The sequence below is a fragment of the Mycobacterium sp. genome (assembly GCF_025933915.1).
Lineage (GTDB): Bacteria > Actinomycetota > Actinomycetes > Mycobacteriales > Mycobacteriaceae > Mycobacterium.
The window spans coordinates 1-25,650 of the sequence record NZ_JAICZA010000042.1 but is presented as its reverse complement, the minus strand read 5'-3'; the positions used below and the strand labels follow the sequence as shown (position 1 = coordinate 25,650).

The following is a 25,650-nucleotide window of genomic DNA, read 5'->3' as shown; positions in this document are numbered from 1 at the left end:
TGACCTGGTCAAGTATGTGGTATTGGCATTCTCTTTTTTTGCAAGTACGTTATTCATCGATGGATAATACGGCCCATACTCCCTCCGGCATCCCGCTGCAGCCCGTATACGGGCCGGCGGATAGAGGCGCGGAGCCTCCGCAGCCCGGGGAGTTCCCCTTCACTCGGGGCAACTTCGCGTCGGGCTACCGCGGCAAGCTCTGGACCTTCCGCCAATATTCGGGTTTCGGCACCGCCGAGGAATCCAATCGTCGTTACCGCTACCTGCTGGATCAGGGCGGGACCGGGCTGTCGGTGGCGCTCGACCTGCCGACCCAGTGCGGATACGACTCCGACGACCCCGAGTTCGGTGAGGAGGTCGGTCGGGTCGGCGTCGCGGTGGACACCCTGGCCGACTTCGAGATTTTGTTCGACGGCATCCCGCTGGACAAGCTCAGCACCAGCATGACCATCAACGGCACGGCGGCGATCCTGCTGGCGTTCTACGTCGCCGCCGCCGAGAAAAAGGGGATACCGCGGTCCAAGCTCACCGGAACCATCCAAAACGACATCCTCAAGGAGTACGCCTCGCGCGGGACCTGGATCTGGCCGCCGGAGCCGTCGCTGCGCTTGATCGCCGACACCATCGAGTTCTGCGCGGCCGAGGTGCCGAGGTTCAACGCGATTTCGGTGGCCGGCGCGCACTTTCGCGACGCCGGGGCCAACGCGGTGCAGGAAATGGCCTTCACCCTGGCCGACGGGGTGACCTATTGCGACACCGTGGTCGAGCGCGGCCGCATGACGATCGACCAGTTCGCACCCCAGATCTCGTTCTTCTTCTACACCCACGGCGATTTCTTCGAGGAGATCGCCAAATACCGTGCGGGACGGCGGCGTTGGGCGACCATCGTGCAGGAGCGCTACGGGGCGACGACGGCCAAGGCGGCGATGTTCCGCTTCGGCTGCGTCTGTGGGGGTGCATCGCTGTACGCGCCGCAGGCCCACAACAACATCGTCCGCGTGGCCTATGAGGCCCTGGCCGCCGTATTGGGCGGCGTCCAGTCGATGTTCACGGCGGCCTGGGACGAGCCGTTCGCGCTGCCCACCGAGGAAACCACGACGCTGGCGCTGCGCACCCAGCAGATCCTCGCGCACGAAACCGGGGTCGCCAACGTCGCAGACCCACTGGGCGGCTCCTACTTCGTCGAGGCGCTGACCGATGCGACCGAAGAGCGCATCATCGAGATCATGTCCGACCTCGAACGGCACGGCGGCATGGTCCACGCCATCGAGGACGGTTATCTGCAGGGCCTGATCGCCGACGAAGCCTTCAACTTGCATCGGGACGTCGAAGCCGGCACGCGTCCCGTCGTCGGGGTCAACCGGTTCGTCACCGAGGAGCCGGAACACGATGTCGTCACCTATGAGCTCGACGCCGAAGGGCGTGACCTTCAGCTCAAGCGACTCTCCAAGGTAAAGTCCGAACGGGATTCGGCCGCAGTGGGATCCAGCCTTGCCGCGCTGTCGCGTTCCGCCGAAGGGGACGACAACCTCATGCACAAGTTGATCGACTGCGCCAACGCCTACTGCACGGTCGGGGAGATGGTCTCCGCGCTCAAGGCCGTGTGGGGCGAGTTCCAGCAACCGGTGGTGTTCTAAGTGGCCGTTCGTGTTCTGGTTGCCAAACCCGGCTTGGACGGGCATGACCGCGGCGCCAAGATCGTCGCACGAACCCTGCGGGACGCCGGATTCGAGGTTATCTACACCGGCATCCGGCAGCGCATCGAGGACATCGCCTCGATCGCCGTCCAGGAAGACGTCGCCGTGGTCGGCCTGAGCATCCTGTCCGGTGCTCACCTGGCGCTCACCGCGCGCACCGTCGAAGCGCTGCGCGCCGCCGACGCCGCCGACATCTCCGTCGTCGTCGGCGGGACGATCCCGCACGCCGACGTCCCCAAACTCCTTTCCGCCGGTGCCGCGGCGGTATTCCCCACCGGGACACCGCTGGACAACCTGGTGCGCGAAATCCGCGCATTGACCGGCACGGCGGAACCCGCTTCGGAAGAAAAAGAGGAACAGTGCGCGTCGGAGTAATGATCGGCGCCGAGCGTGGCGATATGGCCCGCAAGGTGCACAAGCTGGCCTCCGATATCGAATGGGCCGAATCCGCGGGTCTGGATACCGCGTGGATGCCGCAGGTGCCCAACGACTTCGACTGCCTGACCATGGTGTCGCTGATGGCCGCCCACAGCTCACGCATCGAGCTGGGCACCGCGGTCGTGCCGCTGCAGGCCCAGCATCCGATCGCCCTTGCCCGCCAAGCGCTCTCGACGCACGCGGTGGCCGGAGGGCGGCTGGCGCTGGGCGTTGGGCCGTCGCACCACTGGATCATCCGGGACATGCTCGGCTTGCCCTATGAGAAGCCGGCCGCCTACACACGCGACTACCTGCAGGTCCTCAACGCCGCCACCGCGGGGCCGGGACCGGTAGACGTCGAAAATGACTCGTTCGCGGTGCACAATCCGCTGGCGATCGGGGCCGACACTCCGATGCCGGTGCTTGTCGCCGCGCTGGGGCCGGTAATGCTGCAGATTGCCGGTGAACTCGCCGACGGCACCGTGTTGTGGATGGCCGACGAGCGCGCGATCGGTGATCACATCGCGCCGAAGATCACCAAGGCCGCCGCGGACGCCGGTCGGCCCCCACCGCGCATCGTCGCGGGTATCCCGGTATGCCTGTGTGCGCCTTCACAAGTCGACGAGGCCAAGGAGCGGGCCAACCGCATCCTGGGCGAGGCCGAGGTATCGCCGAACTACCAGCGCCTCCTGGACCGCGGCGATGCCCGCGATGTCGGCGACCTGTGCGCGGCGGGCGACTCGGAACAGATCCTGGCCAGGATGAGCCGGTTCGCCGACGCCGGTGTGACCGACTTGTCGGTGCGGCTGCTGCCGATCGGCGACAACCGGGACGAGCTGGTCGCTTCCAAGCGCCGCACCCGCGAAATGATCGCCTCACTCGCCGCGGAATTGCGTTGACTGGCAGCAACACCGGTCCGCTGGCGGGGATACGGATCCTTGAGGTGGGCACCATGCTGGCGGGTCCGTACGCCACCATGCTGCTGGCGGATCTCGGCGCCGAGGTCACCAAGATCGAACCCGCGGGCGGTGAGATCTCACGCAGTGTCGGCGCCACATACTTCGCCAGCCTCAACCGCAACAAGTCCAGCATCTGTCTGGACCTGAATTCGGATGCGGGGCAACAGCGCCTGGGTGAACTCGCCGCCGAATCCCACGCCCTGTTGGTGAATCTGAAACCATCCGCCATCCGTCGGCTGGGGCTCACCTACGAGCAGTTGCGACGACACAACGAGCGGATCGTCTGCGTGGCGATCACCGGTTTCGGCCTGTACGGCGGCGACGACCCCGCATTCGATTACGTCGTGCAGGCGGGTGTCGGCACCGCGGCCTTGACGGGTGACCCCGACGGGCCGCCGACGCTGCCCGGCTACTCGTCGGCCGACAACTCCACCGGAATGTCCGCGGCGCTCGGTCTTTTGGCCAAGATCATCTCCGGCACCGGCGGACAGGTGGATGTGTCGCTACGCGACGTCATGTTGTCGCAGCTGAACTACCACGCCTCCGCGTATCTCAACAGCGGTGTCGAGCCGCAGCGACGCCCGCACGGGGCTCACTCCTATTACGTTCCGGCTCAGCTCTTTCCGACGGCCGACGGGTATCTGGCCCTGTTCATCACGCACGACGGGTTCTGGAAGTCGTTTGCCGCAGAAGCGGGCATCGGGGGTTTCGAGACGATGGCCGAGCGAGTCGCCCGTCGCGACGAAGTGCTCGCCGTCGTCACGGCGATGCTGGCGACCGATAGCGCCACCGGGTGGGAACGGCGACTGCGCCCACTCGGGGTACCGGCCGCGGCCGTCAGGACCCTGCCCGAGGCACTGGAGGCGACTCCGGAAGTGGTTGTGACAGCGGGTGATTTCCGTCTGGTGGGCAGCCCGATCCATGTCTCCGGGTACGAGCCGAAGTACCGTCCACCGCCGGAGCTGCCGGAGGGCTGATCCGCCCGCCGAACGTGACCGTGCAGTCACGCTCGGTCTCCAGCGTGACTGCACGGTCACGTCCGCGGCACTAGAGATAAGGTGCAACGATGGATCTGCAGCGGGTCGCTGACGAAATCGAAATCGCCGCGCTACTCAATAGATACGCCCGCGCCGTCGACGCCAAAGACTGGGAGCTGTACCGCTCGGTCTTCACCGACGATGCGCATATCGACTACTCGTCGGCGGGCGCCGCGGCGGGCCCTCGCGACGAAGTGGCCGCGTGGTTGGAGCAGGGCTTCGGTGCGATCCCGATGTCAATGCACTACATCACCAATGTGGAAATTTTCGCGCTCGACGGCGATCTCGCGACGGTGCGGGCCGTGTTCTACAACCCGATGCGGTTGCCGGGCATGGCGGAGTTGAGTTGCTGCGGCGGCTACTACCACCACGAGCTGACACGCACGGCCGACGGGTGGCGCAGCCGCAGCCTGCGCGAAGAGAACGTGTGGTTCGTCAACCCGCCAACCGGCTGACCTAAGCCGCCGAACGTCGAATTGTTGCGCCGAAGTCGCGGGCGAATTCACCCAGCAAGTCGACGTTCGGCGTTAAGACGTGGCAAGTTGCTTTTCCTGATAGCGCCGCGCCCACTCGGCGCGCGGCCGAATGGACACATCCACGTCGGTTGCCCTGGCGCGCAGGGCTTTAACGTTCGCTTGCTCATGAGGGGTGCGCGCGAACGGGTCCCAACCGAAAAACCGGCAGGCGTTGGCCCAGGTGATCTTGTCGATGTCGGAGTCGTCGGCGCCGGCGCCGTTCAGTTCGGCCAGCACCTGCTCGGGCGCGTCCGGCCAGAAGCAGTCCGAGTGCGGATAGTCGCATTCCCAGGCGATGATGTCGATGCCGATCTCGTGGCGCAGCTTCAGCGACGTCTTGTCGGTGACGTAGCAGGCCAGCGAGTGTTCGCGGAACACGTCGCTGGGCAGCTTGTCGCCGAAGTCGCGGCGTAGCCACTTCTGGTTGGTGTAGTGGCGGTCGCTGCGGTCGAGGTAGAAGGGAATCCAGCCGATACCGCCTTCGGAGAAGGCGAATTTCAGGTCGGGGTAGTTGCGCATGGCCGGACCCCACAGCAGGTCTTGGGCGCACATCGCCGAGATCTGGGTGGCCAGGATGATCAGGTTGTCGATCGGCGCGTCGGGGGCCATGCTGATCGCCCCGAACCCGGTGCCGATGTGCAGGCACATCACGACGTTCTCTTCGGACAGCGTCCGGAACACCGGCCCCCAGTAGTCCTCGTCGTGGTAGCTCGGAAGCCCTTCCAGGTGCGGCAATTCCGGCATGGTGACCGCGCGGCAGCCCTTCGCGGCGACGCGGCGGATCTCGGCGCACATGCCCTCGGGAGTCCAGGTCGGCAGGATCGCGATGGGGATAAAGCGGTCCGGGTAGGAGCCGGCCCATTCGTCGATGTGCCAGTCGTTGTAGGCCGACACCATCACCAGGGTGACGTCCTCGCGCGTCATGTTGAGGTGACGGGCGGAGAAGCCGGTGAAGGTCGGGAAGCACATCGACGCGAGGATGCCGTTGCGGTTCATGTCCCGGACGCGCTCGTGCACGTCGTAGACGCCGGGACGCATCTCGGCGAACCCGGCGGGATCGCGGCCCCACTCCTCGGCCGGCCACGACACGACGGCGTTGAGGCCGCTGACGCCCTGCGGCCTGCCCTGATACATCCACTGGTCGACGCCCTTGTCGTCGGTCACGACGATCGGCGCCTCGTCCCGGTACCTGGCCGGCACGTGGCGCAGGAACATGTCCGGCGGCTCGACCACGTGGTCGTCAATGCTCACCAGGATCAGGTCATCGGCCTTCATCAAAAACGCTCCTCTTCCGTGCGCGCCGCGAACTCGGTTAGCCGCGGCACTCGGTGGTGGTTTCGAGCAGTCGTGGAATCGGCGCCGGGTCGAGTTGTAGGGCATCGGACATGTGCAGCTGTGGCCCGTTGGCGATCATGTTGTCCAGAATTGCCTGCAGGTCGTCGCCCTCGACCTCATAGATGGCGACGTAGGGACCGTCGCCGTCAATGGGTCGTAGCCGGCGTGCGGAGACGATTCCGTCTAGGGCCACGAGTTCGCCGAGGTGCACTTCGTCGTACCAGGTGTTGTACTCCGCTTCCCGTTCGGGCGAGCTGGGTCGGCTCTCGACGAGGATGATGCCCTTGGCCATATTGGAAACCTCTCCTGGCTGCTACTCGTAGCGCACCGTGACCGAGTCCGTATCCGGAACGCCCTGGCACGTCAGAATGTAGCCCTCGGCGACCTCGTCGGGTTCCAGAGCGTCGTTCACGCGCATGGTGACATGGCCCTCTTCGAGCTTGGCCATGCACGTCCCGCAGTTGCCGGCCTCGCAACTGAACGGCGGCTCCAGCCCGGCCCGCCGCGCCGTCTCCAACAGCGTCTCGCCCGGCACCCTGGGCACCGCGACCTTCTTGCGGTCGAGATGAATCGTCACCGTCCCGGCATCGGAGCCGTTTGTCGCCGGATCTGTCACCCCTGGGGTCTCCTCGATGATCCGGGTGACCGTCACGTAGACCGCCCCCTCCCGTACTTGCATTCTTCAGTATAGAGAATACTATTCTCACGAAGCGATAGCATCTTCTCAAGACTTGTATGGATGTCGGGTCAGCCCGGTCTGTCAGGGAAGGACGGGACGTGACCGAGCCGGCGGCGCTCGTGTTCGAGGAACGGCGTTTCAGCGTGCCCGAACTCGACGCCTTGGCCGACGGATGGGCCGCGGCCCTGGCAAAAGACGGTGTCACGGCCGGTCAGAGGATCGCGGTCATGGCCTCCAACCGGCCCGAGTTCCTCGCCGTGGTGCTCGCGATCTGGCGGCTCGCCGCGACGGCCGTGCTCATCAGCCCCGCGTGGAAACGCGACGAGGTCGACCACGCGCTCGCCCTGACCAACCCCGCACACGCCGTGGGGGACCACCCGGTGCTGGCCGGCCTGATGCCGATGCTGCACCTGGACGAGCCGGTCCCGCCCGCAGAGTCGGTGGCCGGCTCACCGCCGCCCGAGGCCGACGCGGCGCTGGTGTTCAGTTCCGGCACCACCGGCCTGCCCAAGGCCGTCCGGCACACCCACGCGTCGCTGGATGAGGCCGTGCGGCACTGGCGCCACGCGCTGCAGTTGACGCGCCACGACCGTATTCAGGTCGCCACGCCACCGTCACACATTCTCGGGCTGCTGAACCTGCTAACCGCCCTGAAGACCGGCGCCTGCGTGCGGCTGCATCCCCGGTTCGACATCGACCGGGTGCTGCACCACATCGAAAGTGACCGCATCACAGTGGAAATGGCGGTCGCTCCGATCGCGCTGGCCATCGCCTCACATCCGAGCCTCGAATCCTATGACCTGTCGTCGCTGCGCTACATCATGTGGGGGGCCACACCGGTCAACGCTCACGTCGCGCAGACGGTGACCCGACGGACCGGCGTGAGCTGGTTGCCCGCCTACGGAACCACGGAATTGCCTGTCATCGCGTGTAATCCGATCGAGGACGCCCGGCTCGACACCGTTGGGCGGCCGGTGCCCGGTGTGGACCTGCGAGTCGTTTCGCTGGAGACCGGCGAGCCGGTCGGACCGGGAGAGGTCGGTGAGATTCAGGCCCGGTCGGCGTCGCTCATGGCCGGCTACCTGCCGGCCGACGCGACCGGCGAGGTGATCCGCGATGGGTGGTATCGGACCGGGGACGTCGGCTGGCTCGACGCCGGAGGCTGGCTGCGGATCACCGACCGCCTCAAAGAAATGATCAAAGTCCGCGGTTTCCAGGTTGCCCCCGCCGAAATCGAGACGGTATTGCACGGTCATCCGGCGGTCAAAGACTGCGCGGTGTTCGGGATTCCCGACGGACTCAACGGCGAAGCGATCGTCGCCGCGGTCGCGGCCGCCGAGCCCGTCGATGCAACCCAACTGACCGCGCTGGTGGACGAGAAGTTGGCGTCCTATAAACATCTGAGCCGGGTGGTGTTTGTGCCTGAAATTCCCCGCCTGCCCTCGGGCAAGGTGCTGCGCCGAGTGCTGAAGGAGCGCTATGGATGTACGTCTGACAGCTGAACAACAGCAATTACGCGACGCCGCCGCCAAGCTGGCCGACGACCTCGGACCGGCGGCGGTGCAGGATCTCGACGACCAGGCTCGAATCGCACGCCTGGACAAGCAGATCGGGTCCACCGGCTGGCGCTCGTTGCGCTCCGACGGGGCCTCGGGCGTCGAAGTGGCGATCGTGGCCGAGGAATTCGGACGCCGGCTGGTTGACACACCGTTTCTCGGTCCGGTGCTGGCCGACGATCTGGCCCGCCACATCGGCGACGACGCGTCGGGGGCGACCGTCGTCGTCGATGGCCGGGTGATCGACGCCCGGGGTGCCCGACGCGCCCTATCGCTCTCGGGCGGCGCGGTCTCTGCCGTCGAGGTGCAGGCCTTGACCGACGGCGTCGATCTGACGCGGGCCGACGCGAAGATCGTCGGGTCGCCGGTGACGTTGGGCGAGGTCTCCGCCGAGGTCGCCGAGCAATGGCGGGCGCTGGCACTGGTCACGACGGCGGCGGACCTGGTCGGCGTCGCCCGGGGCGCGCACGCCGTCGCCTGCGACTACGCCAAGATCCGCGAGCAGTACGGCAAGCAGATCGGGTCCTACCAAGCCATCGCGCACTTGTTGGCCGAAAGCCTTGCGCTGATTGAAGGTTCGATAAGCGTGTTGCGACATGCCGCGTGGGCGGTCGACGAGCTGGCCCCCGCCGACGCCATTCGGGCCGCCCAAATCGCGAAGGTCTACTGCGCGCGCGCCACCCGAACCGTCTGTGAGACAGCCATTCAGGTGCACGGTGGGATCGGCAACACCTGGGAATGCGTGGCGCACGTCTACCTGCGCCGCGCCCTGACTTCGACCGAGCTATGGCCGGTCGCGTTGAAGGAGATCGATCTTGGACTTTCGTGACTCACCCGACGAGGCCACCTTTCGGGAGCGGCTGCGCACGTGGCTTTCGGCGCACGCCAAGGAGTTTTCCGGCTCGGGAGACGAGTATTGGGCGCGCATGGCCGACTGGCATCGCGCCCTGTATGACAACGGCTTTTTCGGCCTGTCCTGGCCGCGCGATTGGGGCGGGCAGGACCTGGCGCCGGTGTACGACGTCATCGTCGACGAGGAGCTGGTGCGTGCCGGCGCGCCACCGCGCCCCAGCGTCGGTTATCTGGTGTACGGCATCGGCGAGCACGCCGGCGACGAGCTACGCAAGCGCTTCCTGCCCGGCATCATCAACGGCACCGAGCGCTGGTGCCAGGGCTTCAGCGAGCCCGGTGCCGGCTCGGATCTGGCGTCGCTGACCACCACCGCTCGCCTCGAGGGCGACAACTATGTGGTGAACGGACACAAGATCTGGACCAGCTATTCCGACGTCGCCGACTGGTGCCTGCTGCTGGCGCGCACCGACGCCGAGGCCAAGCGTCACCGCGGACTGTCGGCGTTCGTGCTGGAGATGAAACAGCCTGGCGTGCAACAGCGCCCGCTGCAGATGATCAACGGGGTGACCAACGAATTCGGTCAGGTGTTCTTCGACGATGCCGTCGTACCGGCGGAACGGATGGTCGGTGCTCCGGGCGACGGCTGGGCGGTGGCCATGACCGTCGTCGGGCACGAACGTGAGCCCTCCACGCTCGGCTATGCGGCGCGCTACGGCAAGCTTGTTCGAGAGCTGTTGTCGCGTAACGATGGTGAAGTGCCCGAAGAGCTGGCCTGGGCCGCGGTCGAGTCGGACATGCTGACCCATCACGTGCGGCGCCGGTTGTCCGAACAGCTCGACGGGGTATCGCACGGCTCGGAGGGCTCGCTGGACAAACTACTCATGACCTGGGTGGAACAATCCGTCGGGCATGCGGCTCTTGCGGTCGCGGGGACGCGGGATCCCGATCTGCTGAGCGCCTACCTGTACAGCCGGGCGCAAAGCGTGATGGGCGGGACATCACAAATACAAAAGAACATCATCGCCTCACGAATCTTGGGATTGTAGGAGTGATCGCGAACGCGGGCGAAGCCCGGGTGAAGCGGGTCACGACCATCGAAGGAGTCTGACGTGTACGACATGCCTACCGAAATCGACGTCCAGGCCGACGGTGCGCTGCGCATCATCACCCTCAACCGGCCGGAGTCGCTCAACTCGGTCAACGACAATCTGCACGTCGGGCTCGCGCGGCTGTGGCAGCGGTTGACCGATGACCCCACGGCCCGCGCCGCTGTGGTAACCGGGGCGGGCAGGGCGTTTTCGGCCGGTGGCGATTTCACGTATCTGGAAGAGCTGGCGAATGACGCTGAGCTGCGCGCCAAAACTATCCGCGATGGCCGCGAGATCGTGCTCGGCATGGCACGGTGCCGAATTCCCGTGGTAGCGGCCGTCAACGGCCCCGCCGTTGGGCTCGGCTGCAGCCTGGTTGCGCTCAGCGACATCGTGTACATCGCCGAGGACGCCTATCTGGCCGACCCGCATGTGCAGGTAGGGCTGGTGGCAGCCGACGGTGGGCCGCTGACCTGGCCGCTGCACATCAGCCTGCTGCTCGCCAAGGAATTCGCGCTGACCGGAACCCGCATCAAGGCACAGCGCGCCGTCGAACTCGGACTGGCCAACCATGTGGTGGCCGACCCCCTCTCGGAGGCAATCGCCTGCGCGAAAAAGATTCTGCAGCTGCCGCAGCAGGCGGTCGAAAGCACCAAGCGGGTACTCAACATTCACCTGGAGCGGGCCGTGCTCGCCAGTTTGGACTACGCCCTGTCGGCCGAGAGCCAATCGTTTGTCACCGAGGATTTCCGGGCCAACGTCGCGAAATTCAACGCGGCCAAGAAGAACTGAGGCTCTTGCCGCGTGGGCGGCCTCAGGCGTCGTGGCGGCGCAGGAAGTCACTCATCACCGCATCGAAGCGGTCCGGCTCCTCGATGAACGGCATGTGAGCGCTGGACTCGAACAGCTCGAACCGTGAACCCGCTATGCGCTGGTGCATTTCCCACATGTGTTCCGGCACGCATTCGTCGAAGCGGCCCGCTAGCACCATTGTCGGCACGGCGATTTCGTTGAGCCGATCGAACACATCCCAGTCCCGGATCGTTCCGACGATGTGAAAATCGCTGGGGCCGAACATCGTCTCGAAGACCTCGGCGCCCATGTCTCTGAACGCGTCCTCGAGCTCTCGCGGCCAGGGACGGACCCGGCACAGGTAGGTTTCGTTCCAGGTTCGTATCGCGTCCTGGTATTCGGGCGCGGACGTCGTGCCGGCGGCCTCATGCCGGTCGATGGCGGCCTGGGTGCCCGGATCCAGCTCGGACTTCAAGCGCGCCACCATCTTCGCGAACTCCGGGATGGACGCGATGCTGTTCGAGATGGTCAGGCTCGCGGCGCCCGAGGGGGCCGCGTCGAGCATGTACTGCTGGGCCAACATCGCGCCCCAGGAGTTCCCGAACAGGTGAAAGCGTTCTAGCCCCAAACCCCGCACCACGGCGTCCACCTCGGCGACCGAGCGATCCATCGTCCAAAGCTGGGGGTTTGGCGGGCATTTGGAGTTTCCGCAGCCAAGCTGATCCCAGAAGATGACTTCCCGCTGCGCGGCCAACCGCCCCAGTGGCCGCAAGTAGTTGTGCGGTAAGCCCGGCCCGCCGTGAACGACGAGCAGCGGAAGACCGGCCCCGCCGCCGGTCCGCTCGAACCACACGTCGCCGCCCGGAACCGCGATTGTCCCCTGCATAGCCGCCTGTGCCTCCTGATTGATCGGTGAGCAGACGCAGAATCGCACGATCCGGCGCAGCTATGTGCGATTCTGCGTCCGCTCGCGGCGCCACTCTCCTTGCGACTCGTACTCTCGTAATGAGAGAATTTGATTCTCGTGAATCTGCGGATGGCTCTCGCTAACCCGCGCCTGCTGGCTGAACTGGAGAAGACCCGTGCCCGACGCCGTCATCGTGTCCGCCCTGCGCACCCCCATCGGCACCGCGCGCAAGGGGACCTTGCGCGACACCAGCGCGCTCGATCTGGCGCACCACGTCGTCACCGACGCGGCCAAGGATCTGGACCCGGCGCAGGTCGACGACGTGATTCTGGGCGAAGGCCTCTACGGCGGCGGCGTGCTGGCCCGCCACGCGGCGGTCACCGCGGGCCTGACCCAGGTGCCCGGCCTGGCCAACAATCGGCATTGCGCGGCGGGCCAGGCGGCCGTGCAGAGCGCGGCGGCGAGCGTGCGGGCGGGAATGGATCAACTCGTCATCGCCGGCGGGGTGAACTCGGCATCCACGTCGCCGCGGTCGCGGATACAGGTGGATGGGGAATGGGTCGACTGGTTCCCCCCGACCCACCCGGACCGCCCCGACGCACCCAACATGGACATGTCGATCACCGTCGGCTGGAACGCCGCCGTCAAAGCCGGTGTGAGTCGCGAGGAGATGGACGCGTGGGCGCTGCGCTCGCACCGCAACGCCATCGCCGCCATCGATGAAGGTCGCTTCAAAGAAGAGATCGTCCCCATCGACACCCCGCACGGGCTGTTCTCGGTCGACGAGCACCCGCGCCGCGACACCAGCATGGAGAAGCTGGCCGCGCTCAAGCCGCTGCACCCGGAAATCGAGGGCTTCTCCATCACGGCCGGTAACGCCTGCGGCGCCAACGACGCTGCCGCGGCGTTGACGATCGCCAGCGACCGGCTCGGGCTGCCCGCGCTGGCCACCATTCGGTCCTGGGCGTCGGTCGGCGTCGACCCGGCGATCACCGGCCTGGCGCCGGTCGAGGCCATCCCGAAAGCCCTTGGGCGCGCTGGTCTCTCGGTCTCCGACGTTGACCTGTTCGAAATCAACGAAGCCTTTGCGGCGATGTGCGTGGCCACCATCAAGCTCCTCGAGCTTGACCCCGACAAGGTCAACGTCAGCGGCAGCGGCTGTTCGCTGGGCCATCCCGTCGCGGCGACCGGAGCCCGGATGCTGGTCACCCTGGTGCACGAATTGCGCCGCCGCGGCGGCGGCATCGGCGTCGCGGCGATGTGCGCGGGCGGTGGAATGGGTTCAGCGACCGTAATCGAGGTCGCGGCTCCATAATGCATACATGACCATCGCTGAGCTGATTGACCGCGCGCGCAACGGATCTCCCCGCGCGGCAGGTCGGCTGCTCAGCCTCGTCGAGGGTGATCAGCGCGACGAGGTCCTGGGGGCCATCGGACCGGCACCGGAGCGCACGGGGCCGGTCATCGGCATCACCGGGCCGCCGGGCGCGGGCAAGTCGACGACGGTCGCCGCCCTGGTCGGCGCCTACCGCACGCGTGGCTGCCGGGTGGCGGTGCTGGCGGTGGACCCGTCGTCGCCGTTCAGTGGCGGCGCGCTGCTGGGGGATCGGATTCGAATGGCGTCGCATATCAACGACTCCGACGTACTCATTCGCTCGGTGGCGACCCGAGGTCACCTCGGCGGGCTGGCCGCCGCGGTTCCGGCGGCGATCCGCCTGCTGGGGGCGATCGGTTACGACGTCGTCCTGCTCGAGACGGTGGGGGTGGGGCAGTCGGAGATCGAGATCGCCGCCGTCGCCGACCCGACCGTCGTCATTCTCAATCCCGGGGCGGGCGACGCGGTTCAGGCCGCCAAGGCCGGGGTGCTGGAGGTCGCCGACATCGTGGCGGTCAACAAGGCGGACCGGGACGGTGCCAAACAAACCGTCCGCGATCTCCGGGCCGAAACCAGCGCCCCTATCGTTTCGCTGATCGCCGCCCGGGGCGAGGGCATCGAGGACCTGATGGCCGTCATCGAGGACCACCGCCGCACCGACAGTCGCGCCCGCCGGCTGGCCCGCGCCCGCGCACAGATTCTGTCGCTGGCCCAAACCCGGCTGCGGACCCAGCCGGATCTCGACCGGCTCGCGGAGGCGGTCGTCGACGGCGTCCAGGATCCCTACACGGCGGCCGAGCGGCTGATCTCACCGGCCACACCTGAGACGGACTGACGGCCCCGGCGCGCGGCTTCGGCGGTCACACGAGTCACGTGAGTACCGGTTTGGCTGACATGAGGTGAGTTTCGTTTGCGCTATCGCCGGCGCTATCACTAAGGAGACTCACCTAGGCAACCATCGATTCAGGATGACGCAGGCCGGACCGATTGCGCCAGCACGAGCGTGGGGCCTATGGACGAATTCATGCCGATTCCCGTACCTAGACCCACGGTCGGCACGCGGCGCCCAACGCACTATTTCAGGTCGACAGACTTCCCGGTGGCGGCCGCGTGCCCCGCGCGATACCCGAAAACCATTGCCGGACCGAGGGTTCCGCCGGCACCCCCGTAGGCCCGCCCCGTGGCACCGCCCATCGCGTTGCCGGCGGCGAACAGCCCGGGTATCGGCTCGCCGCCGACGTGCAGAACGCGCGCGTCGTGATCGGTGCGGGGGCCGCCCTTGGTGCCCATCGCACCGATGCGCACCGGTACCGCGTAGTAGGGGGCGGTGTCGATCGGGCCGAGCGTCTTACCGGCCTGTGTGGTTGCGCTGTCGTCACCCCAGTAGCCGTCGTAGGCGCTGGAACCCCGCCCGAACTCAGGGTCTTCGCCGGCCGCCACGTGGCGGTTGAAGCTCTCGACGGTGCGGGTCAAACCGTCGGCGTCGATGCCCGTCTTGGCGGCCAGCTCGGCGAGGTTGGCCGATTCGCAGAACCAGTCCGGGACGGGTTGTCCCGGTTCGATACCAAGAAATCCATAGCGTTGCAGGTGAACCGAATCGAACACCATCCATCCGCGATCGTTGACGTACCCGCCGCGAGGATCCAGATAATGGAAGGCGCCGGCCATCGAGTTGTAGTCGCACGCTTCGTTGACGAAGCGCTGCCCCGCGGAGTTGACGATGATGCTGCGCGGTCGCGTTCTCTCCAGACGCACGCTGCGGCTGCGCGGCTTGCCCTCGATGGTGTCGCCCGGGATTTGGACGATCGGTACCCACCACGCTTCGCCCATGTTGGCCAGGTCGGCCCCCTGGGCCATCGCCATGCGCAGCCCGTCGCCGGTGTTGTTCGGGGGAGAGACCGCGCCGTGCATGGGACCGCGCAGAAAGGCCTGTGCCAGAGCCGGATCCCACTCGAAGCCACCGGTACCCAGGATGACCCCGCGTCGGGCGCGAACGTTGATCGTGCGTTCCGGTAGGGCGACGCGCACTCCGATGATCTCCCCACCCTCGGCAATGAGTTCTTCGGCGCGCGCGTCCACGCGCGGTGTCACCCCGGAGTCCAGCAGACCCTTGAGGAGTCCCGCGATCAGCGCCGTGCCGGCGACGCACAGATGTCCGGTTCGTTCGTCGATCGCCGCGTGCAGGCGTGCCCTGGTCTCGGCATCGAAACCGACATTGGACCAGTCGGCCGGGAAAGACGTTATCCGCGTTGCCCATTCGCCCAGCTGAGCCAGATCGAAGGGAGCCGCACTCAGCGATCGGCCGCCCGTCGGTTGTCCACCGGGGAGTTCGGGCCGATAGTCAGGGAACCCGGTCGCGATCTCGAAGTGCAGGCCGCTGTGTGCCTCGATGAAGTCGAGCATCGCCGGACCGGTGCGCACGAACGTTTCGACCAACTCGTCGTCCATCGAGCCGAGCGACTGGGCGCGCAGGTATTTCAACGCGTCCGCGGGCGTCAAATCTCCGTCAGGAGAACGGTTATGGGCGGGGATCCACACGATGCCACCCGACACGGCGGTGGTCCCGCCGACGGTCGCGGCCTTTTCGTAGACTTCCACCGATGCGCCCGCCACGACCGCAGCCAACGCGGCGGTGAGGCCGGCGCCGCCACTGCCGAGCACGACGACATCGACTTCGTAGTCCCATGACATGGACTGCTATCCCTTCAGCTCAGTGGCTAGCTCAGAAGCTCGGCCAACTGCGTGGCGGCCTGGACGACCGCGTCTTTCCCGCGCATCACGACGTCTTCTCGGTGCGAGATGAGGTTGATGCACGTGGGTGGGGATGGCGCCGGGCGGCGCACCCCCACGGCCAGGCCGTAGGTATTCGGTTCGATCTCGCCGTACGTCGTCACCCAGCCGCGCTCGCGGGCCCGCGAGACGAGCTCTCGTTCTCCCGGACGCGGAGGCATGCACGCGAGCAAGGCGATCCCGGCGGCACCGCGGTCCAGTGGGTATCGACTGCCTTCGTGAAAGGAAAGCTGGTAGGCGACGTGGCTGGGCACGATGACCGCGATCGCCACCTGCTGGTCGCCCTCGGCGATGAGCAGCGACACCGTCGTGCCGAGATCGTCGGCCAGCGCGCGCAGCGTCGGCAGACTCAGTTGGCGCACGTTGCGGTCGAAGGACGCGCCGAGCACGGCGAGTCCGGCCGCGGGGCGGTAGCGCCCGTCTTCTCCCTTGGCCAGCAAGCGAAACTCGGCGAGCGTCGTGAGCAATCGGTAGGCGATGGTGCGATGCACCCCGACCTGATCGGCGAGCTGTTGCACCGTGAGTCCGGTGGGGGAGTCGGCCACCATCTGCAGCGCGGTGAGCCCCCTGGCCAGGGTTTGCGACCCGGTACCGGAACTTGTCACAGCCTTGACAGACCTTCCCGCGAGAGCGAAGCTCTATATATAACGCACGTCAGTGTGCGATATTAGCACACAAGGTAAGCCGAAAACGAGAACGAGATTTCCCCGATCTGGAGGCCGGACAGGACCGTGACGGAGTTCGAGAGCATATGGAGCGATCTCCAGGGCGTCGCGTTTGAACAGGGCTACCTCGACGCCGGAGGAATACGGACCCGCTACCTACGGGCCGGGGACCCCGGCAAGCCGGTGCTGATTCTGTTGCACGGATCCGGCGGTCACGCGGAGGCATACGTCCGCAACCTGGCGGCCCACGCGGATCATTTCTGGACGTGGTCGATCGACATGCTGGGCCACGGCTACACCGGCAAGCCGGGCCACCCGCTGGAAGTCCACCACTACGTCGAGCACCTGATGGCCGTGCTGCGCACCATCGGTGTCGATCGCGCGTGCATCAGCGGTGAATCCCTGGGCGGCTGGGTAGCTTCCCGCGCCGCCGTCGACCATCCCGACGTGGTCGATCGCCTGGTCCTCAACACCGCCGGCGGCTCCCAGGCCGACCCCGTTGTGATGCAACGGATCATCACTCTCTCCATGGCGGCCGCTGAGGATCCCACGTGGGAAACGGTTCAAGCGCGGATCAAATGGCTGATGGCCGACAAGTCCCGGGACTATGACGACCTGGTTGCCAGTCGCCAGCGCGTCTATCGCCAACCGGGATTCGTCTCCGCCATGCGCGACATCATGGCGTTGCAGGACCCCGAGATTCGGGCGCGAAACATCCTTGGTCCGGCCGAATACGGCGCGATCATCGCGCCGACGCTGGTGCTCTGGACCAGTGACGACCCCACCGCCGATGTCACCGAAGGCCGCCGCATCGCGTCGATGATCCCCAACGCGCGCTTCGAAGTGATGCCCGGTTGCGGTCATTGGCCGCAGTACGAGGACGCCAAGACCTTTAATCGCCTGCACCTCGATTTCTTGCTGGGCCGCTGATGGTCACTCCGGGGCAAGCGGTACCTGACATCGACACCGACGTACTCGTGGTCGGTGCGGGCCCGGTCGGATTGACATTGGCCAACATCCTGGGCCTGCAAGGAATCCGCGTGATAGTGGTCGAAGAGCGGGACACCCTCATCGACTACCCGCGCGGGGTGGGCCTCGATGACGAGGCGTTGCGCACATTCCAATCGATCGGGCTTGCCGAGCGGGTACTGCCCCATACGGTGCCCAATCAGATCCTGCGCTTCATGGACGCCAAGCGCCGAGTGCTCGCCGAAATGGCCCCGCCCGATGCGCGTTTCGGCTGGCCGAAGCGAAATGGATTCGTGCAACCGCTCGTCGATGCGGAACTGCTGGCCGGTCTGGACCGGTTCGATCACGTCCAGGTGCGCTGGGCAAGTCCGATGGCGGGGTGCCAGGAAGACGCCGACGGGGTCACCGTCGAGGTCGGGGGCGGCACTGAAAACAATGGCGCCACATCACGACTGCGGGCACGCTACGTGATCGGTTGCGACGGCGGCCGCAGCATGACGCGCCGGGTGATGGGTGTGTCGTTCGACGGAACGACGTCGTCGACGCGGTGGCTGGTGGTCGACATCGCCAACGACCCGCTCGGTCACCCGAACAGCGAGGTCGGCGCCGACCCCGAACGCCCGTACGCCTCGATCTCGATCGCCCACGGTATTCGCCGCTTCGAGTTCATGATCCACGCCGACGAGACCGACGAGCAGGCGGAGGATCCGGCGTTCCTGCACCAGATGCTGGCCCGGATGGTGCCGCACCCCGACCGGGTCGACGTGATCCGGCGCCGGATCTACACCCACCACTCGCGCATCGCCGGCGCGTTCCGCCAGGGCCGGCTGCTGCTGGCCGGCGACGCCGCCCACCTGATGCCGGTCTGGCAGGGGCAGGGCTACAACAGCGGGATCCGCGACGCGGCGAACCTGGGCTGGAAGCTCGCGGCGGTGGTGAGCGGCCGGGCCGACGACAAACTGCTGGACACCTATGACGTGGAGCGCCGCAAGCACGCGCGCGCGATGATCGACCTGTCCACCATGGTGGGCCGCGTGATCTCGCCGACCAACCGTCGGGTGGCCGGCGCGCGAGACCTGCTCGTGCGGTCGGCGTCAATCGTGCCGTCGCTCAAGCGCTATGTGTTGGAGATGCGGTTCAAGCCCATGCCGCGCTACGAGCACGGCGCCGTCGTGCATGCCGCACCCGGCAGTACCGACTCCCCGGTGGGAACGCTGTTCATCCAGCCCCGGGTCGACACTCGAGACCAACAGGATGTACTGCTCGACGACGTGCTCGGCACCTGGTTCGCCGTGCTGTGCTGGAACAACAACCCCCGCAAACTCCTCGGCGAGGCCGCCTTCGCAAACTGGAAAGCCTTGGGTGCCCGCTTCTTCGCGCTGCGCCCGGCGACACAGTTGCACTGGACCGGACACGACGATCCCGACGTCGTGGTCGTCGGCGACCGGTGCGGTGAGCTCAAATCGTGGTTCGACACCCACTCCGAATCGGTGTTGTTCCTGCGTCCCGATCGATGCATCGCGGGCGCCTGCATCGCTCAGCGCACCCCCGACCTGAGCGCCGCGCTCGTTGACGCGCTGACCCTGAGGCCGCAAGGGGGTGATTTGCAAAGTGGCACTGGCTCTGTGCTGTATGTCGCACAGCCCGCTCCTGAGTCTTCCGGGGCCGTCGCAGGACCTGCTTGACGACATCGAAGGCGCGATCGCCGAAGCGCGAGGATTCGTCGAAGACTTCGATCCCGAACTCGTCGTCGCCTTTTCACCGGATCACTACAACGGGTTCTTCTACAAGGTGATGCCGCCCTTCTGCATCGGCACGAGCGCCACCGGAGTCGGTGACTACGGCACCCATGCCGGGCCGCTGGACGTGCCGGAGGAGCTCGCCCTCGACTGCGCGAGAGCCATCCTCGACGCGGGGGTCGACATCGCGGTATCGGCCGGCATGGACGTCGATCACGGCACGGTCCAACCGCTCGAAAAGCTGTTCGGTGACGCCACTTCGCGTCCCGTGATTCCGATTTTCGTCAACGCGATCGGAGTCCCATTGGGGCCGATGCATCGTTGCCGAGCGCTCGGGGCCGCCGTCGGCGCCTATCTGGCCAGCCTGGACAAGCGAGTCCTGGTACTGGGATCCGGTGGGCTCTCGCACAGCCCGCCGGTGCCGACCTTGGCGACCGCGCCCCCACCCGTGCTGGAGCGGATCGTGCACGGCCGGCCGATGACACCGGAGCAACGCCAGGCCCGGCAAGCGGCCGTCATCGACGCGGCCAAAAGCTTTGCCACCGGGGACAGTGGCCTGCAACCACTCAACCCGGCGTGGGACCAACGATTCCTGGCGATCATCGACGGTGGGTGGCTCAGCGAATTCGATCAGTGGTCGAACTCGTTCGTGGCCCACGAGGGCGGTAGCTCCGCACACGAAATCCGCACGTGGGTAGCGGCGTTCGCGGCACTGGAAGCCACCGGTCCCTACGAAACCACCGGACGCTACTACAAACCCGCACCCGAACTGATCGCCGGTTTCGCCATCAGAACGGCACGCCCGAAATGACCGGCGCAGTGGACGAATTCGATCACGTGGTCGACGTACTCATCGTCGGGTCGGGCGGTGGCGGCATGACGGCCGCCCTGACCGCGCAGGCCGCCGGGCTGGACGCATTGGTGGTCGAAAAGTCCTCCCACTTCGGGGGTTCCACCGCGCTGTCCGGAGGCGGCATCTGGGTTCCCGGGGCGCCCGCGCAGCGCCGGGAGGGCTACGCCCCCTCACCCGAGGGTGTGGTGGGATACCTCAAGCAGATCACCGACGGCCTGGTCAGCGAGGCGCGGATACGGCAATACGTCGAAACGGCGCCGCAGATGCTGCAGTTCTTGGAGCAACTGTCCGGCTGGTTCGAATTCGTCTGGAAGCCCGGGTATGCCGACTACTACCCGGAGTTGCCCGGCGGCTCCGAACTGGGCAGCACCATCAACGTGCCGCCCATCGACCTGCGCAAGCTGGGCGCCGATGAGCAGCAGCTGCTGCAGCCGCTGGCATTGGCGCCACGAGGAATCTGGTTGGGGCCCAAGGAGCTACGGACCTTTTACCGGATCCGGCAGTCCTGGGCCGGCAAAGGCGTGCTGCTCAAGCTGATCGCGAGGATGGTCAGGGCCAGGGTGTTCGGCGAGCGGATGGCGGCGATCGGACAGTCGCTGGCGGCCCGGCTCAGGCTGGCACTGCGGGAACGCGGCATCCCGCTGTGGCTGGACTCACCGATGGTCCAGTTGCTCACCGACTCCGACGGAGCGGTGACCGGCGCGGTGGTGGAAACCGACGGCAAGGTCCAGCGGATCGGCGCCCGGCTGGGCGTGATCCTGGCGTCCGGGGGATTCGACCACGACCTCGCCTGGCGCAAAGAGCTTCTGCCCGAGGTGGACCAGGACTGGAGCTTCGGCAATCCGGCGGCGATGGGCGACGGCATCCGTGCGGCACAAAAGGTCGGCGCCGCAACGGATCTGCTCGACGAAGCATGGTGGTTCCCGGCGATCCAATGGCCGGACGGCCGCATGCAATTCATGCTGAACGAACGGATGATGCCGGCGCAGTTCATCGTCAACGGTGCCGGCCAGCGCTTCATCAACGAAGCGGCGCCGTACATGGATTTCGGCCACGCCATGATCGAAGGCCAGCGGTCCGGCGTCACCCACATCCCGTGCTGGCTGATCACCGACCACAGATCGTTCAATCGCTACGTCGTGGGGGGACACCTGCCGCTGCCGAAAATCCCGCTGGCGCCGGTGCCCACCGGCCGGAAGGTACCGCCGGCCTGGCTGGAATCGGGTGTGGTGAAGGCGGCCAAGACCTGGGACGAGATGGCGGGCAAGATCGGCGTGCCCCCGGGTCAGCTCGCCGAAACCGCCAGCCGCTTCAACGAACTCGCCCGCAAGGGTCACGACGACGATTTCAACCGCGGCGACAGCGTGTACGACAACTACTACGGCGATCACACGTTGCCCAACCCGAACTTGTATCCACTGGGCGATCCGCCGTATTACGCCTTCCGAATCGTTCTCGGGGATCTCGGGACCTCGGGCGGGCTGCGCACCGATGAACATGCCCGCGTCCTGCGGGCGGATGACACCGTGGTGCCGGGACTCTACGCGGTGGGCAACACCTCCGCGCCGGTGATGGGGCGCAGCTATGCAGGCGCCGGAGCGACCATCGGCCCAGCAATGACCTTCGGCTATGTCGCGGCGAAACACGTTGCGGCCCAGGCAGCCAACCGAGCCGTTAATACTCATAGGAGGTAGCAATGAAAATCTCGCTGTTCTACGAATTCGCCCTGCCGCGGCCCTGGGCGCCCGACGACGAGCACGTCATGATGCAGGACTGCCTCGACGAGGTCGAGGCCGCCGACAAAGCGGGCTTCTCCACCGTGTGGCTGACCGAGCACCACTTCCTCGAGGAGTACTGCCACTCGACGGCGCCGGAGATCTTCTTGGCCGCGGCCAGCCAGCGGACCAAGAACATTCGCCTCGGGTTCGGCATCATGCACCTGCCGCCCGTGGTCAATCACCCCGCCCGGGTCGCCGAACGCATCGCCACCCTCGATCTGCTTTCCAACGGCCGCGTCGAGTTCGGCACCGGGGAATCGTCGTCGGTCGGTGAGCTCGGCGGATTCAACATCGACCCGGCCGACAAGCGGGCACAGTGGGAGGAGGCCCTCGAAGTCTCGATCCGCTGCATGATCGAAGAGCCGTTCAGCGGCTTCGACGGCGAACACGTTCAGATGCCGGCGCGCAACGTCGTTCCCAAGCCGCTGCAAAAGCCGCATCCGCCGGTCTGGGTCGCCTGCACGCGACCCGCCAGCGTGCAGATGGCCGCCCAAAAAGCCATCGGGGCATTGAGTTTCGCCTACACCGGCCCCGGCCCGCTGACCGAAAGGGTCAACGGCTACTACAAGGAATTCGAAGAGAACGGCGTCCCCGTCACCCCGCGCATCAACCCGAACATCCTGGCCATCGGCGGTGACCTGTCGATGATGGTGGCCAAGACCGACGAGCAGGCGCTGCAGCGGCTCGGCCAAGGCGGCGGGTTCTTCTCGTTCGGCATCATGCACTACTACATGACGGGAGTGCACACGCCCGGGCGGACCGGAGTGTGGAAGCGGTATCTCGAAGAGGTCGAGAAGGATCCGACGCTGGCGTACGGGCCGGGGCGGGGTGCGATCGGGTCGCCGGCCACGGTGCGCGAATTCCTGCGCGGCTATGAAGAAAGCGGCGTCGACGAGATCATCCTGCTGCTCAACCCGCGCAGCCACGAGGGCACCATGGAATCCATCGAGCTGATGGGCAAAGAGGTGCTTCCCGAGTTCATCGAGCGTGACGCAAAGGCCGTGGCCGACAAGGCCACCAGGCTCGCGCCCGTGATCGAAAAGGTGGAGGCGCGCCGACCGAAATCGACGGCACCGAAGTTCGACGAGGATTACTCGTTTGGTGGACTGCCTACCGGTCGCGGCGGTAAGTTCACCGCCAGCGAGATCCCCGAAGCGATGGCGGAGATCAACGAGGGCCGCGTCCAGGCGGCGCAGCGGGCAAAGGAACAGCAGAAGTAGAGCCTGAGTTCTACCAGGATTTCGGGGCGAGCCTTGGGAGAGATCGACGCGCTGTGGCGCTACGACGGGCGCCGGGCGGTGGTGACCGGATGCGCTTCGGGCATCGGCGAATACGTGGTTCGCCAGCTCATCGACCTCGGGGCCGGCGTCATCGGGCTGGACAAACGCCGGCCCGGCCGCGGGATCGACGAGTTCCATGAGGTCGACCTGGCCGATCCGGCGTCCATCGATCGCGCGGTGGCGTCCATCGACGGGCCGGTCGATGCGCTGTTCAACGTCGCCGGGGTTTCCTCCGGCGTCGGCGACCCTCCGCTGATCGTCACCGTCAACTTCTTGGGGTTGCGGCACGTCACCGAGTCGCTCATCCCGAAGATGACCGCGGGGTCATCTGTCGTCAGCGTGTCCTCGCTCGCGGCCGCCGCCTACCGGGAACACCTGCGCGACGTGGCGCCGTTGCTCGACACGGCGAACATGCAGGAGGGTATCGATTGGTGCGATCGGCACCCCGATGCGCTGGGCACCGGCTACCAACTGTCCAAGGAAGCCATCATCATGTACACCATGCGCAGCGCCACGCCGCTGGGCGCTCGGGGAATCCGCATCAACTGCACCGGACCGGGGGTCACCGAGACACCGATCCTGGACCAGCTGCGCACGGCGTACGGGCAGGGCTTCCTCGACGACATCCCCAAACCGCTCGGCCGTGCTTCCGAACCCGCGGAGCAGGCGGCGGTGCTGCTCTTCCTGAATAGCCGTGCGGCCAGTTATATTTCGGGCCAGGTTGTGTGGGTCGACGGCGGCAACGTGGGTGCCGCGATCGCTCGTGAACTCGAGGAAGGAGCCCCGTGGCCGACTTGACTGATTTTCGGCGGGTCGCGCGTGACGTCTCTAATTGGGGACGATGGGGGGACGACGACGAGCTTGGCACGCTGAATTTCATTACGGAGCAAAAGGTTGCCCAGGCCGCGAGCCTGGTCCGGCATGGCAAGGTGTTTCCGCTCGGTGTCGACTTCGGCTCGTCGGGCCCGCAGGGCGCCTTCGGTTTTCGGCACAATCCCATGCTTCTGATGACCGTGGACGGTGGGGATGCGAGCTCGCTTCCGCAGTACGGTCCGGGTTGGACGCAAAACCCGACGGCGATGCAGTTAGGTAACTACTTCGTCGACAACCTGTTTCGTTTCAATGAGGACATGATCATCATGCCGCTGCAGGCGGCCACCCAGTGGGATGCGCTGTCGCACGTCTACTACGAAGACAAGCTCTACAACGGCTTCTCGTCAGGCTCCGTGACGAGTATGGGGGCCTACCATTGCAGCATCGACAAGGTTGATGTCAAGGGCATCACATCCCGCGGCGTGCTGCTGGACCTCGTCCGCCACCGCAACGCGGAAGTCTTCCTCGAACAGGGCAATCCGATCACTCCCGAAGAACTCGATGACGTTGTTCGCGCGCAGGGCGTGACGATCGAGAGCGGCGACATCGTGCTGATCCGCACCGGCTGGTGGACAAGGTTCCTGCAGACCGGGAACAAGACGGAGCCATTCTCCGGTCTGCACTGGCGCTGCGCCTCGTGGCTGCACGATCATGAGGTCGCGGCGGTCGCCTCCGACAACCTCCAAGTCGAGGACCTGGTGCCCGACGTCGAGGGCGCATTTCTGCCCTTGCATCTGCTGTGCCTGCGCGACATGGGGCTGATGCTCGGCGAGTATTGGGACCTGACCGCGCTGGCGGCCGACTGCGCCGCCGACGGTGTCTACGAATTTCAGCTCATCGCGCCACCCCTGAGATTCGTTGGGGCCGTGGGCTCTCCGGTAAACCCGATTGCGATCAAGTGATGGAGGTGCAGCGCAGAACCCTATCGGTCGACGGCCTGGCCACCAGCTACCTGGAAGCGGGCGAGGGCGATCCGGTGGTCTTGCTGCACGGCGGCGAGTTCGGTGCGTGCGCCGAACTCGGCTGGGAGCGCAACATCGCCGCGCTCGCCGCACGATTCCGGGTTCTGGCGCCCGACCAGCTGGGCTTCGGGCAGTCAGCCAAGGTGATCGACTTCGTCGACGGCCGCGGGATGCGGGTCCGCCATGTCTCGCGGTTTTGCGAATTGCTCGGCGTCGATTCGGCGCACTTCGTCGGCAATTCGATGGGAGCCATCAACCTGCTCACCGATAGCACGTCGGAGACGCCGCTGCTGCCGATGCGTAGCCTGGTGATCATCTGCGGGGGTGGCGAGATCCAGCAGAACGAACATTTCGAGGCGCTGCAGAACTATGACGCCACACTTCCCGCCATGCGCCGGATCGTCGAAGCGCTGTTTTTCGACGCCGCCTATCCCGCCGACGACGACTACGTGCTGCGCCGCCACGAGTCGAGCACCGCGCCGGGGGCGTGGGAGGCCATCGCCGCGGCCAGGTTCCGTCGCCCCGGGGCCAC

General features: G+C 66.4%; 25 protein-coding genes. 19 read left to right on the top strand and 6 right to left on the bottom strand.

Features of this window, described 5'->3' with window-relative positions:
- Positions 1-59: 59 nt before the first annotated feature.
- The 5 genes from Q0W90_RS09295 (at position 60) to Q0W90_RS09275 (ending at position 4,565) form a co-directional block, all read left to right on the top strand.
- The gene (locus Q0W90_RS09295) at positions 60-1,637 is read left to right on the top strand and encodes a methylmalonyl-CoA mutase family protein (protein ID WP_297600782.1); all 1,578 of its coding nucleotides are present in this window, start codon (positions 60-62) and stop codon (positions 1,635-1,637) included.
- On the top strand, positions 1,638-2,072 hold the full coding sequence (locus Q0W90_RS09290) for a cobalamin B12-binding domain-containing protein (RefSeq protein ID WP_067253461.1): 435 nt from the start codon (positions 1,638-1,640) through the stop codon (positions 2,070-2,072).
- On the top strand, positions 2,057-3,013 hold the full coding sequence (locus Q0W90_RS09285; RefSeq protein ID WP_297600791.1) for an LLM class F420-dependent oxidoreductase: 957 nt from the start codon (positions 2,057-2,059) through the stop codon (positions 3,011-3,013). The genes Q0W90_RS09290 and Q0W90_RS09285 overlap by 16 nt, the downstream gene beginning before the upstream one ends.
- Positions 3,010-4,050, top strand: a complete 1,041-nt coding sequence (locus Q0W90_RS09280) for a CoA transferase (protein ID WP_297600794.1) — start codon at positions 3,010-3,012, stop codon at positions 4,048-4,050. The genes Q0W90_RS09285 and Q0W90_RS09280 overlap by 4 nt, the downstream gene beginning before the upstream one ends.
- Positions 4,051-4,139: 89 nt before the next feature.
- Positions 4,140-4,565: a nuclear transport factor 2 family protein gene (locus Q0W90_RS09275; RefSeq protein ID WP_297774233.1), complete on the top strand. Its 426-nt coding sequence runs from the start codon at positions 4,140-4,142 to the stop codon at positions 4,563-4,565.
- Positions 4,566-4,637: 72 nt separating this feature from the next.
- Here the strand turns inward: Q0W90_RS09275 and Q0W90_RS09270 are convergent, their stop codons facing one another.
- The 3 genes from Q0W90_RS09270 to Q0W90_RS09260 are packed head-to-tail and all read right to left on the bottom strand — an operon-like array spanning position 4,638 to position 6,612.
- Positions 4,638-5,900 (bottom strand): amidohydrolase family protein, encoded by a 1,263-nt coding sequence (locus tag Q0W90_RS09270; RefSeq protein WP_297701180.1) that lies wholly within the window; start codon positions 5,898-5,900, stop codon positions 4,638-4,640.
- A 37-nt stretch (positions 5,901-5,937) separates the two neighbouring features.
- Positions 5,938-6,252 carry a DUF4286 family protein gene (locus tag Q0W90_RS09265; protein ID WP_297600804.1) on the bottom strand — a complete coding sequence of 105 codons (315 nt, stop codon included), beginning with the start codon at positions 6,250-6,252 and terminating at the stop codon, positions 5,938-5,940.
- 21 nt (positions 6,253-6,273) lie between these two features.
- A complete protein-coding gene (locus tag Q0W90_RS09260) occupies positions 6,274-6,612 on the bottom strand; it encodes a 2Fe-2S iron-sulfur cluster-binding protein (RefSeq protein ID WP_297600813.1) in 339 nt (112 codons plus the stop codon).
- Between the two features lie 125 nt (positions 6,613-6,737).
- Between Q0W90_RS09260 and Q0W90_RS09255 the strand changes: the two genes are divergently transcribed.
- From Q0W90_RS09255 to Q0W90_RS09240, 4 genes are all read left to right on the top strand, one after another.
- On the top strand, positions 6,738-8,141 hold the full coding sequence (locus Q0W90_RS09255; RefSeq protein ID WP_297600807.1) for an AMP-binding protein: 1,404 nt from the start codon (positions 6,738-6,740) through the stop codon (positions 8,139-8,141).
- Complete coding sequence (locus Q0W90_RS09250) at positions 8,119-9,024, top strand: acyl-CoA dehydrogenase family protein (protein WP_297774230.1); 906 nt, start codon at positions 8,119-8,121, stop codon at positions 9,022-9,024. Before Q0W90_RS09255 ends, Q0W90_RS09250 begins: the two co-directional genes overlap by 23 nt.
- Entirely contained in the window at positions 9,011-10,093 is a 1,083-nt protein-coding gene (locus tag Q0W90_RS09245; RefSeq protein WP_297601673.1) for an acyl-CoA dehydrogenase family protein, read from the top strand. The genes Q0W90_RS09250 and Q0W90_RS09245 overlap by 14 nt, the downstream gene beginning before the upstream one ends.
- A gap of 63 nt (positions 10,094-10,156) precedes the next feature.
- On the top strand, positions 10,157-10,927 hold the full coding sequence (locus Q0W90_RS09240) for an enoyl-CoA hydratase/isomerase family protein (RefSeq protein WP_297601676.1): 771 nt from the start codon (positions 10,157-10,159) through the stop codon (positions 10,925-10,927).
- A 22-nt stretch (positions 10,928-10,949) separates the two neighbouring features.
- On the opposite strand, the gene Q0W90_RS09235 is transcribed toward Q0W90_RS09240, so the two are convergent.
- Positions 10,950-11,813: a proline iminopeptidase-family hydrolase gene (locus Q0W90_RS09235; protein ID WP_297601679.1), complete on the bottom strand. Its 864-nt coding sequence runs from the start codon at positions 11,811-11,813 to the stop codon at positions 10,950-10,952.
- Between the two features lie 196 nt (positions 11,814-12,009).
- Between Q0W90_RS09235 and Q0W90_RS09230 the strand changes: the two genes are divergently transcribed.
- Positions 12,010-13,149 carry a thiolase family protein gene (locus Q0W90_RS09230; RefSeq protein ID WP_297774227.1) on the top strand — a complete coding sequence of 380 codons (1,140 nt, stop codon included), beginning with the start codon at positions 12,010-12,012 and terminating at the stop codon, positions 13,147-13,149.
- Positions 13,150-13,156: 7 nt separating this feature from the next.
- The gene (gene meaB / locus Q0W90_RS09225) at positions 13,157-14,044 is read left to right on the top strand and encodes a methylmalonyl Co-A mutase-associated GTPase MeaB (RefSeq protein ID WP_297601685.1); all 888 of its coding nucleotides are present in this window, start codon (positions 13,157-13,159) and stop codon (positions 14,042-14,044) included.
- 239 nt (positions 14,045-14,283) lie between these two features.
- On the opposite strand, the gene Q0W90_RS09220 is transcribed toward meaB, so the two are convergent.
- Together Q0W90_RS09220 and Q0W90_RS09215 are read right to left on the bottom strand one after the other, a co-directional pair.
- Positions 14,284-15,900, bottom strand: coding sequence for an FAD-dependent oxidoreductase (locus Q0W90_RS09220; protein WP_297774225.1), 1,617 nt, complete (start codon positions 15,898-15,900; stop codon positions 14,284-14,286).
- A gap of 26 nt (positions 15,901-15,926) precedes the next feature.
- A complete protein-coding gene (locus Q0W90_RS09215) occupies positions 15,927-16,604 on the bottom strand; it encodes a helix-turn-helix domain-containing protein (protein WP_297597367.1) in 678 nt (225 codons plus the stop codon).
- Positions 16,605-16,730: 126 nt separating this feature from the next.
- Between Q0W90_RS09215 and Q0W90_RS09210 the strand changes: the two genes are divergently transcribed.
- From Q0W90_RS09210 to Q0W90_RS09175, 8 genes are all read left to right on the top strand, one after another.
- On the top strand, positions 16,731-17,594 hold the full coding sequence (locus Q0W90_RS09210; protein WP_297597369.1) for an alpha/beta hydrolase: 864 nt from the start codon (positions 16,731-16,733) through the stop codon (positions 17,592-17,594).
- Entirely contained in the window at positions 17,594-19,318 is a 1,725-nt protein-coding gene (locus Q0W90_RS09205) for a bifunctional 3-(3-hydroxy-phenyl)propionate/3-hydroxycinnamic acid hydroxylase (protein ID WP_297597371.1), read from the top strand. The genes Q0W90_RS09210 and Q0W90_RS09205 overlap by 1 nt, the downstream gene beginning before the upstream one ends.
- The gene (locus tag Q0W90_RS09200) at positions 19,266-20,183 is read left to right on the top strand and encodes a 3-carboxyethylcatechol 2,3-dioxygenase (protein ID WP_297698970.1); all 918 of its coding nucleotides are present in this window, start codon (positions 19,266-19,268) and stop codon (positions 20,181-20,183) included. Before Q0W90_RS09205 ends, Q0W90_RS09200 begins: the two co-directional genes overlap by 53 nt.
- Positions 20,184-20,191: 8 nt before the next feature.
- Positions 20,192-21,919: an FAD-binding protein gene (locus Q0W90_RS09195; protein ID WP_297597393.1), complete on the top strand. Its 1,728-nt coding sequence runs from the start codon at positions 20,192-20,194 to the stop codon at positions 21,917-21,919.
- Positions 21,920-21,921: 2 nt separating this feature from the next.
- A complete protein-coding gene (locus tag Q0W90_RS09190) occupies positions 21,922-23,223 on the top strand; it encodes an LLM class flavin-dependent oxidoreductase (RefSeq protein ID WP_297597373.1) in 1,302 nt (433 codons plus the stop codon).
- Between the two features lie 33 nt (positions 23,224-23,256).
- On the top strand, positions 23,257-24,081 hold the full coding sequence (locus tag Q0W90_RS09185) for a coniferyl-alcohol dehydrogenase (protein WP_297597375.1): 825 nt from the start codon (positions 23,257-23,259) through the stop codon (positions 24,079-24,081).
- Entirely contained in the window at positions 24,069-25,058 is a 990-nt protein-coding gene (locus Q0W90_RS09180; RefSeq protein WP_297597377.1) for a cyclase family protein, read from the top strand. The genes Q0W90_RS09185 and Q0W90_RS09180 overlap by 13 nt, the downstream gene beginning before the upstream one ends.
- A partial coding sequence (locus Q0W90_RS09175; RefSeq protein ID WP_297774221.1) for an alpha/beta hydrolase occupies positions 25,058-25,650 on the top strand: 593 nt, incomplete at its 3' end. The genes Q0W90_RS09180 and Q0W90_RS09175, both read left to right, overlap by 1 nt.

Excerpts from the sequence above, each read along its gene's own strand:
- Q0W90_RS09265 (WP_297600804.1), bottom strand. The coding sequence starts at position 6,252 with ATGGCCAAGGGCATCATCCTCGTCGAGAGCCGACCCAGCTCGCCCGAA.
- Q0W90_RS09190 (WP_297597373.1), top strand. The coding sequence starts at position 21,922 with ATGAAAATCTCGCTGTTCTACGAATTCGCCCTGCCGCGGCCCTGGGCG.
- Q0W90_RS09220 (WP_297774225.1), bottom strand. The coding sequence starts at position 15,900 with ATGTCATGGGACTACGAAGTCGATGTCGTCGTGCTCGGCAGTGGCGGC.
- Q0W90_RS09295 (WP_297600782.1), top strand. The coding sequence starts at position 60 with ATGGATAATACGGCCCATACTCCCTCCGGCATCCCGCTGCAGCCCGTA.
- Q0W90_RS09250 (WP_297774230.1), top strand. The coding sequence starts at position 8,119 with ATGGATGTACGTCTGACAGCTGAACAACAGCAATTACGCGACGCCGCC.
- Q0W90_RS09235 (WP_297601679.1), bottom strand. The coding sequence starts at position 11,813 with ATGCAGGGGACAATCGCGGTTCCGGGCGGCGACGTGTGGTTCGAGCGG.
- Q0W90_RS09275 (WP_297774233.1), top strand. The coding sequence starts at position 4,140 with ATGGATCTGCAGCGGGTCGCTGACGAAATCGAAATCGCCGCGCTACTC.
- Q0W90_RS09200 (WP_297698970.1), top strand. The coding sequence starts at position 19,266 with ATGTCGCACAGCCCGCTCCTGAGTCTTCCGGGGCCGTCGCAGGACCTG.
- Q0W90_RS09205 (WP_297597371.1), top strand. The coding sequence starts at position 17,594 with ATGGTCACTCCGGGGCAAGCGGTACCTGACATCGACACCGACGTACTC.
- Q0W90_RS09270 (WP_297701180.1), bottom strand. The coding sequence starts at position 5,900 with ATGAAGGCCGATGACCTGATCCTGGTGAGCATTGACGACCACGTGGTC.
- meaB (WP_297601685.1), top strand. The coding sequence starts at position 13,157 with ATGACCATCGCTGAGCTGATTGACCGCGCGCGCAACGGATCTCCCCGC.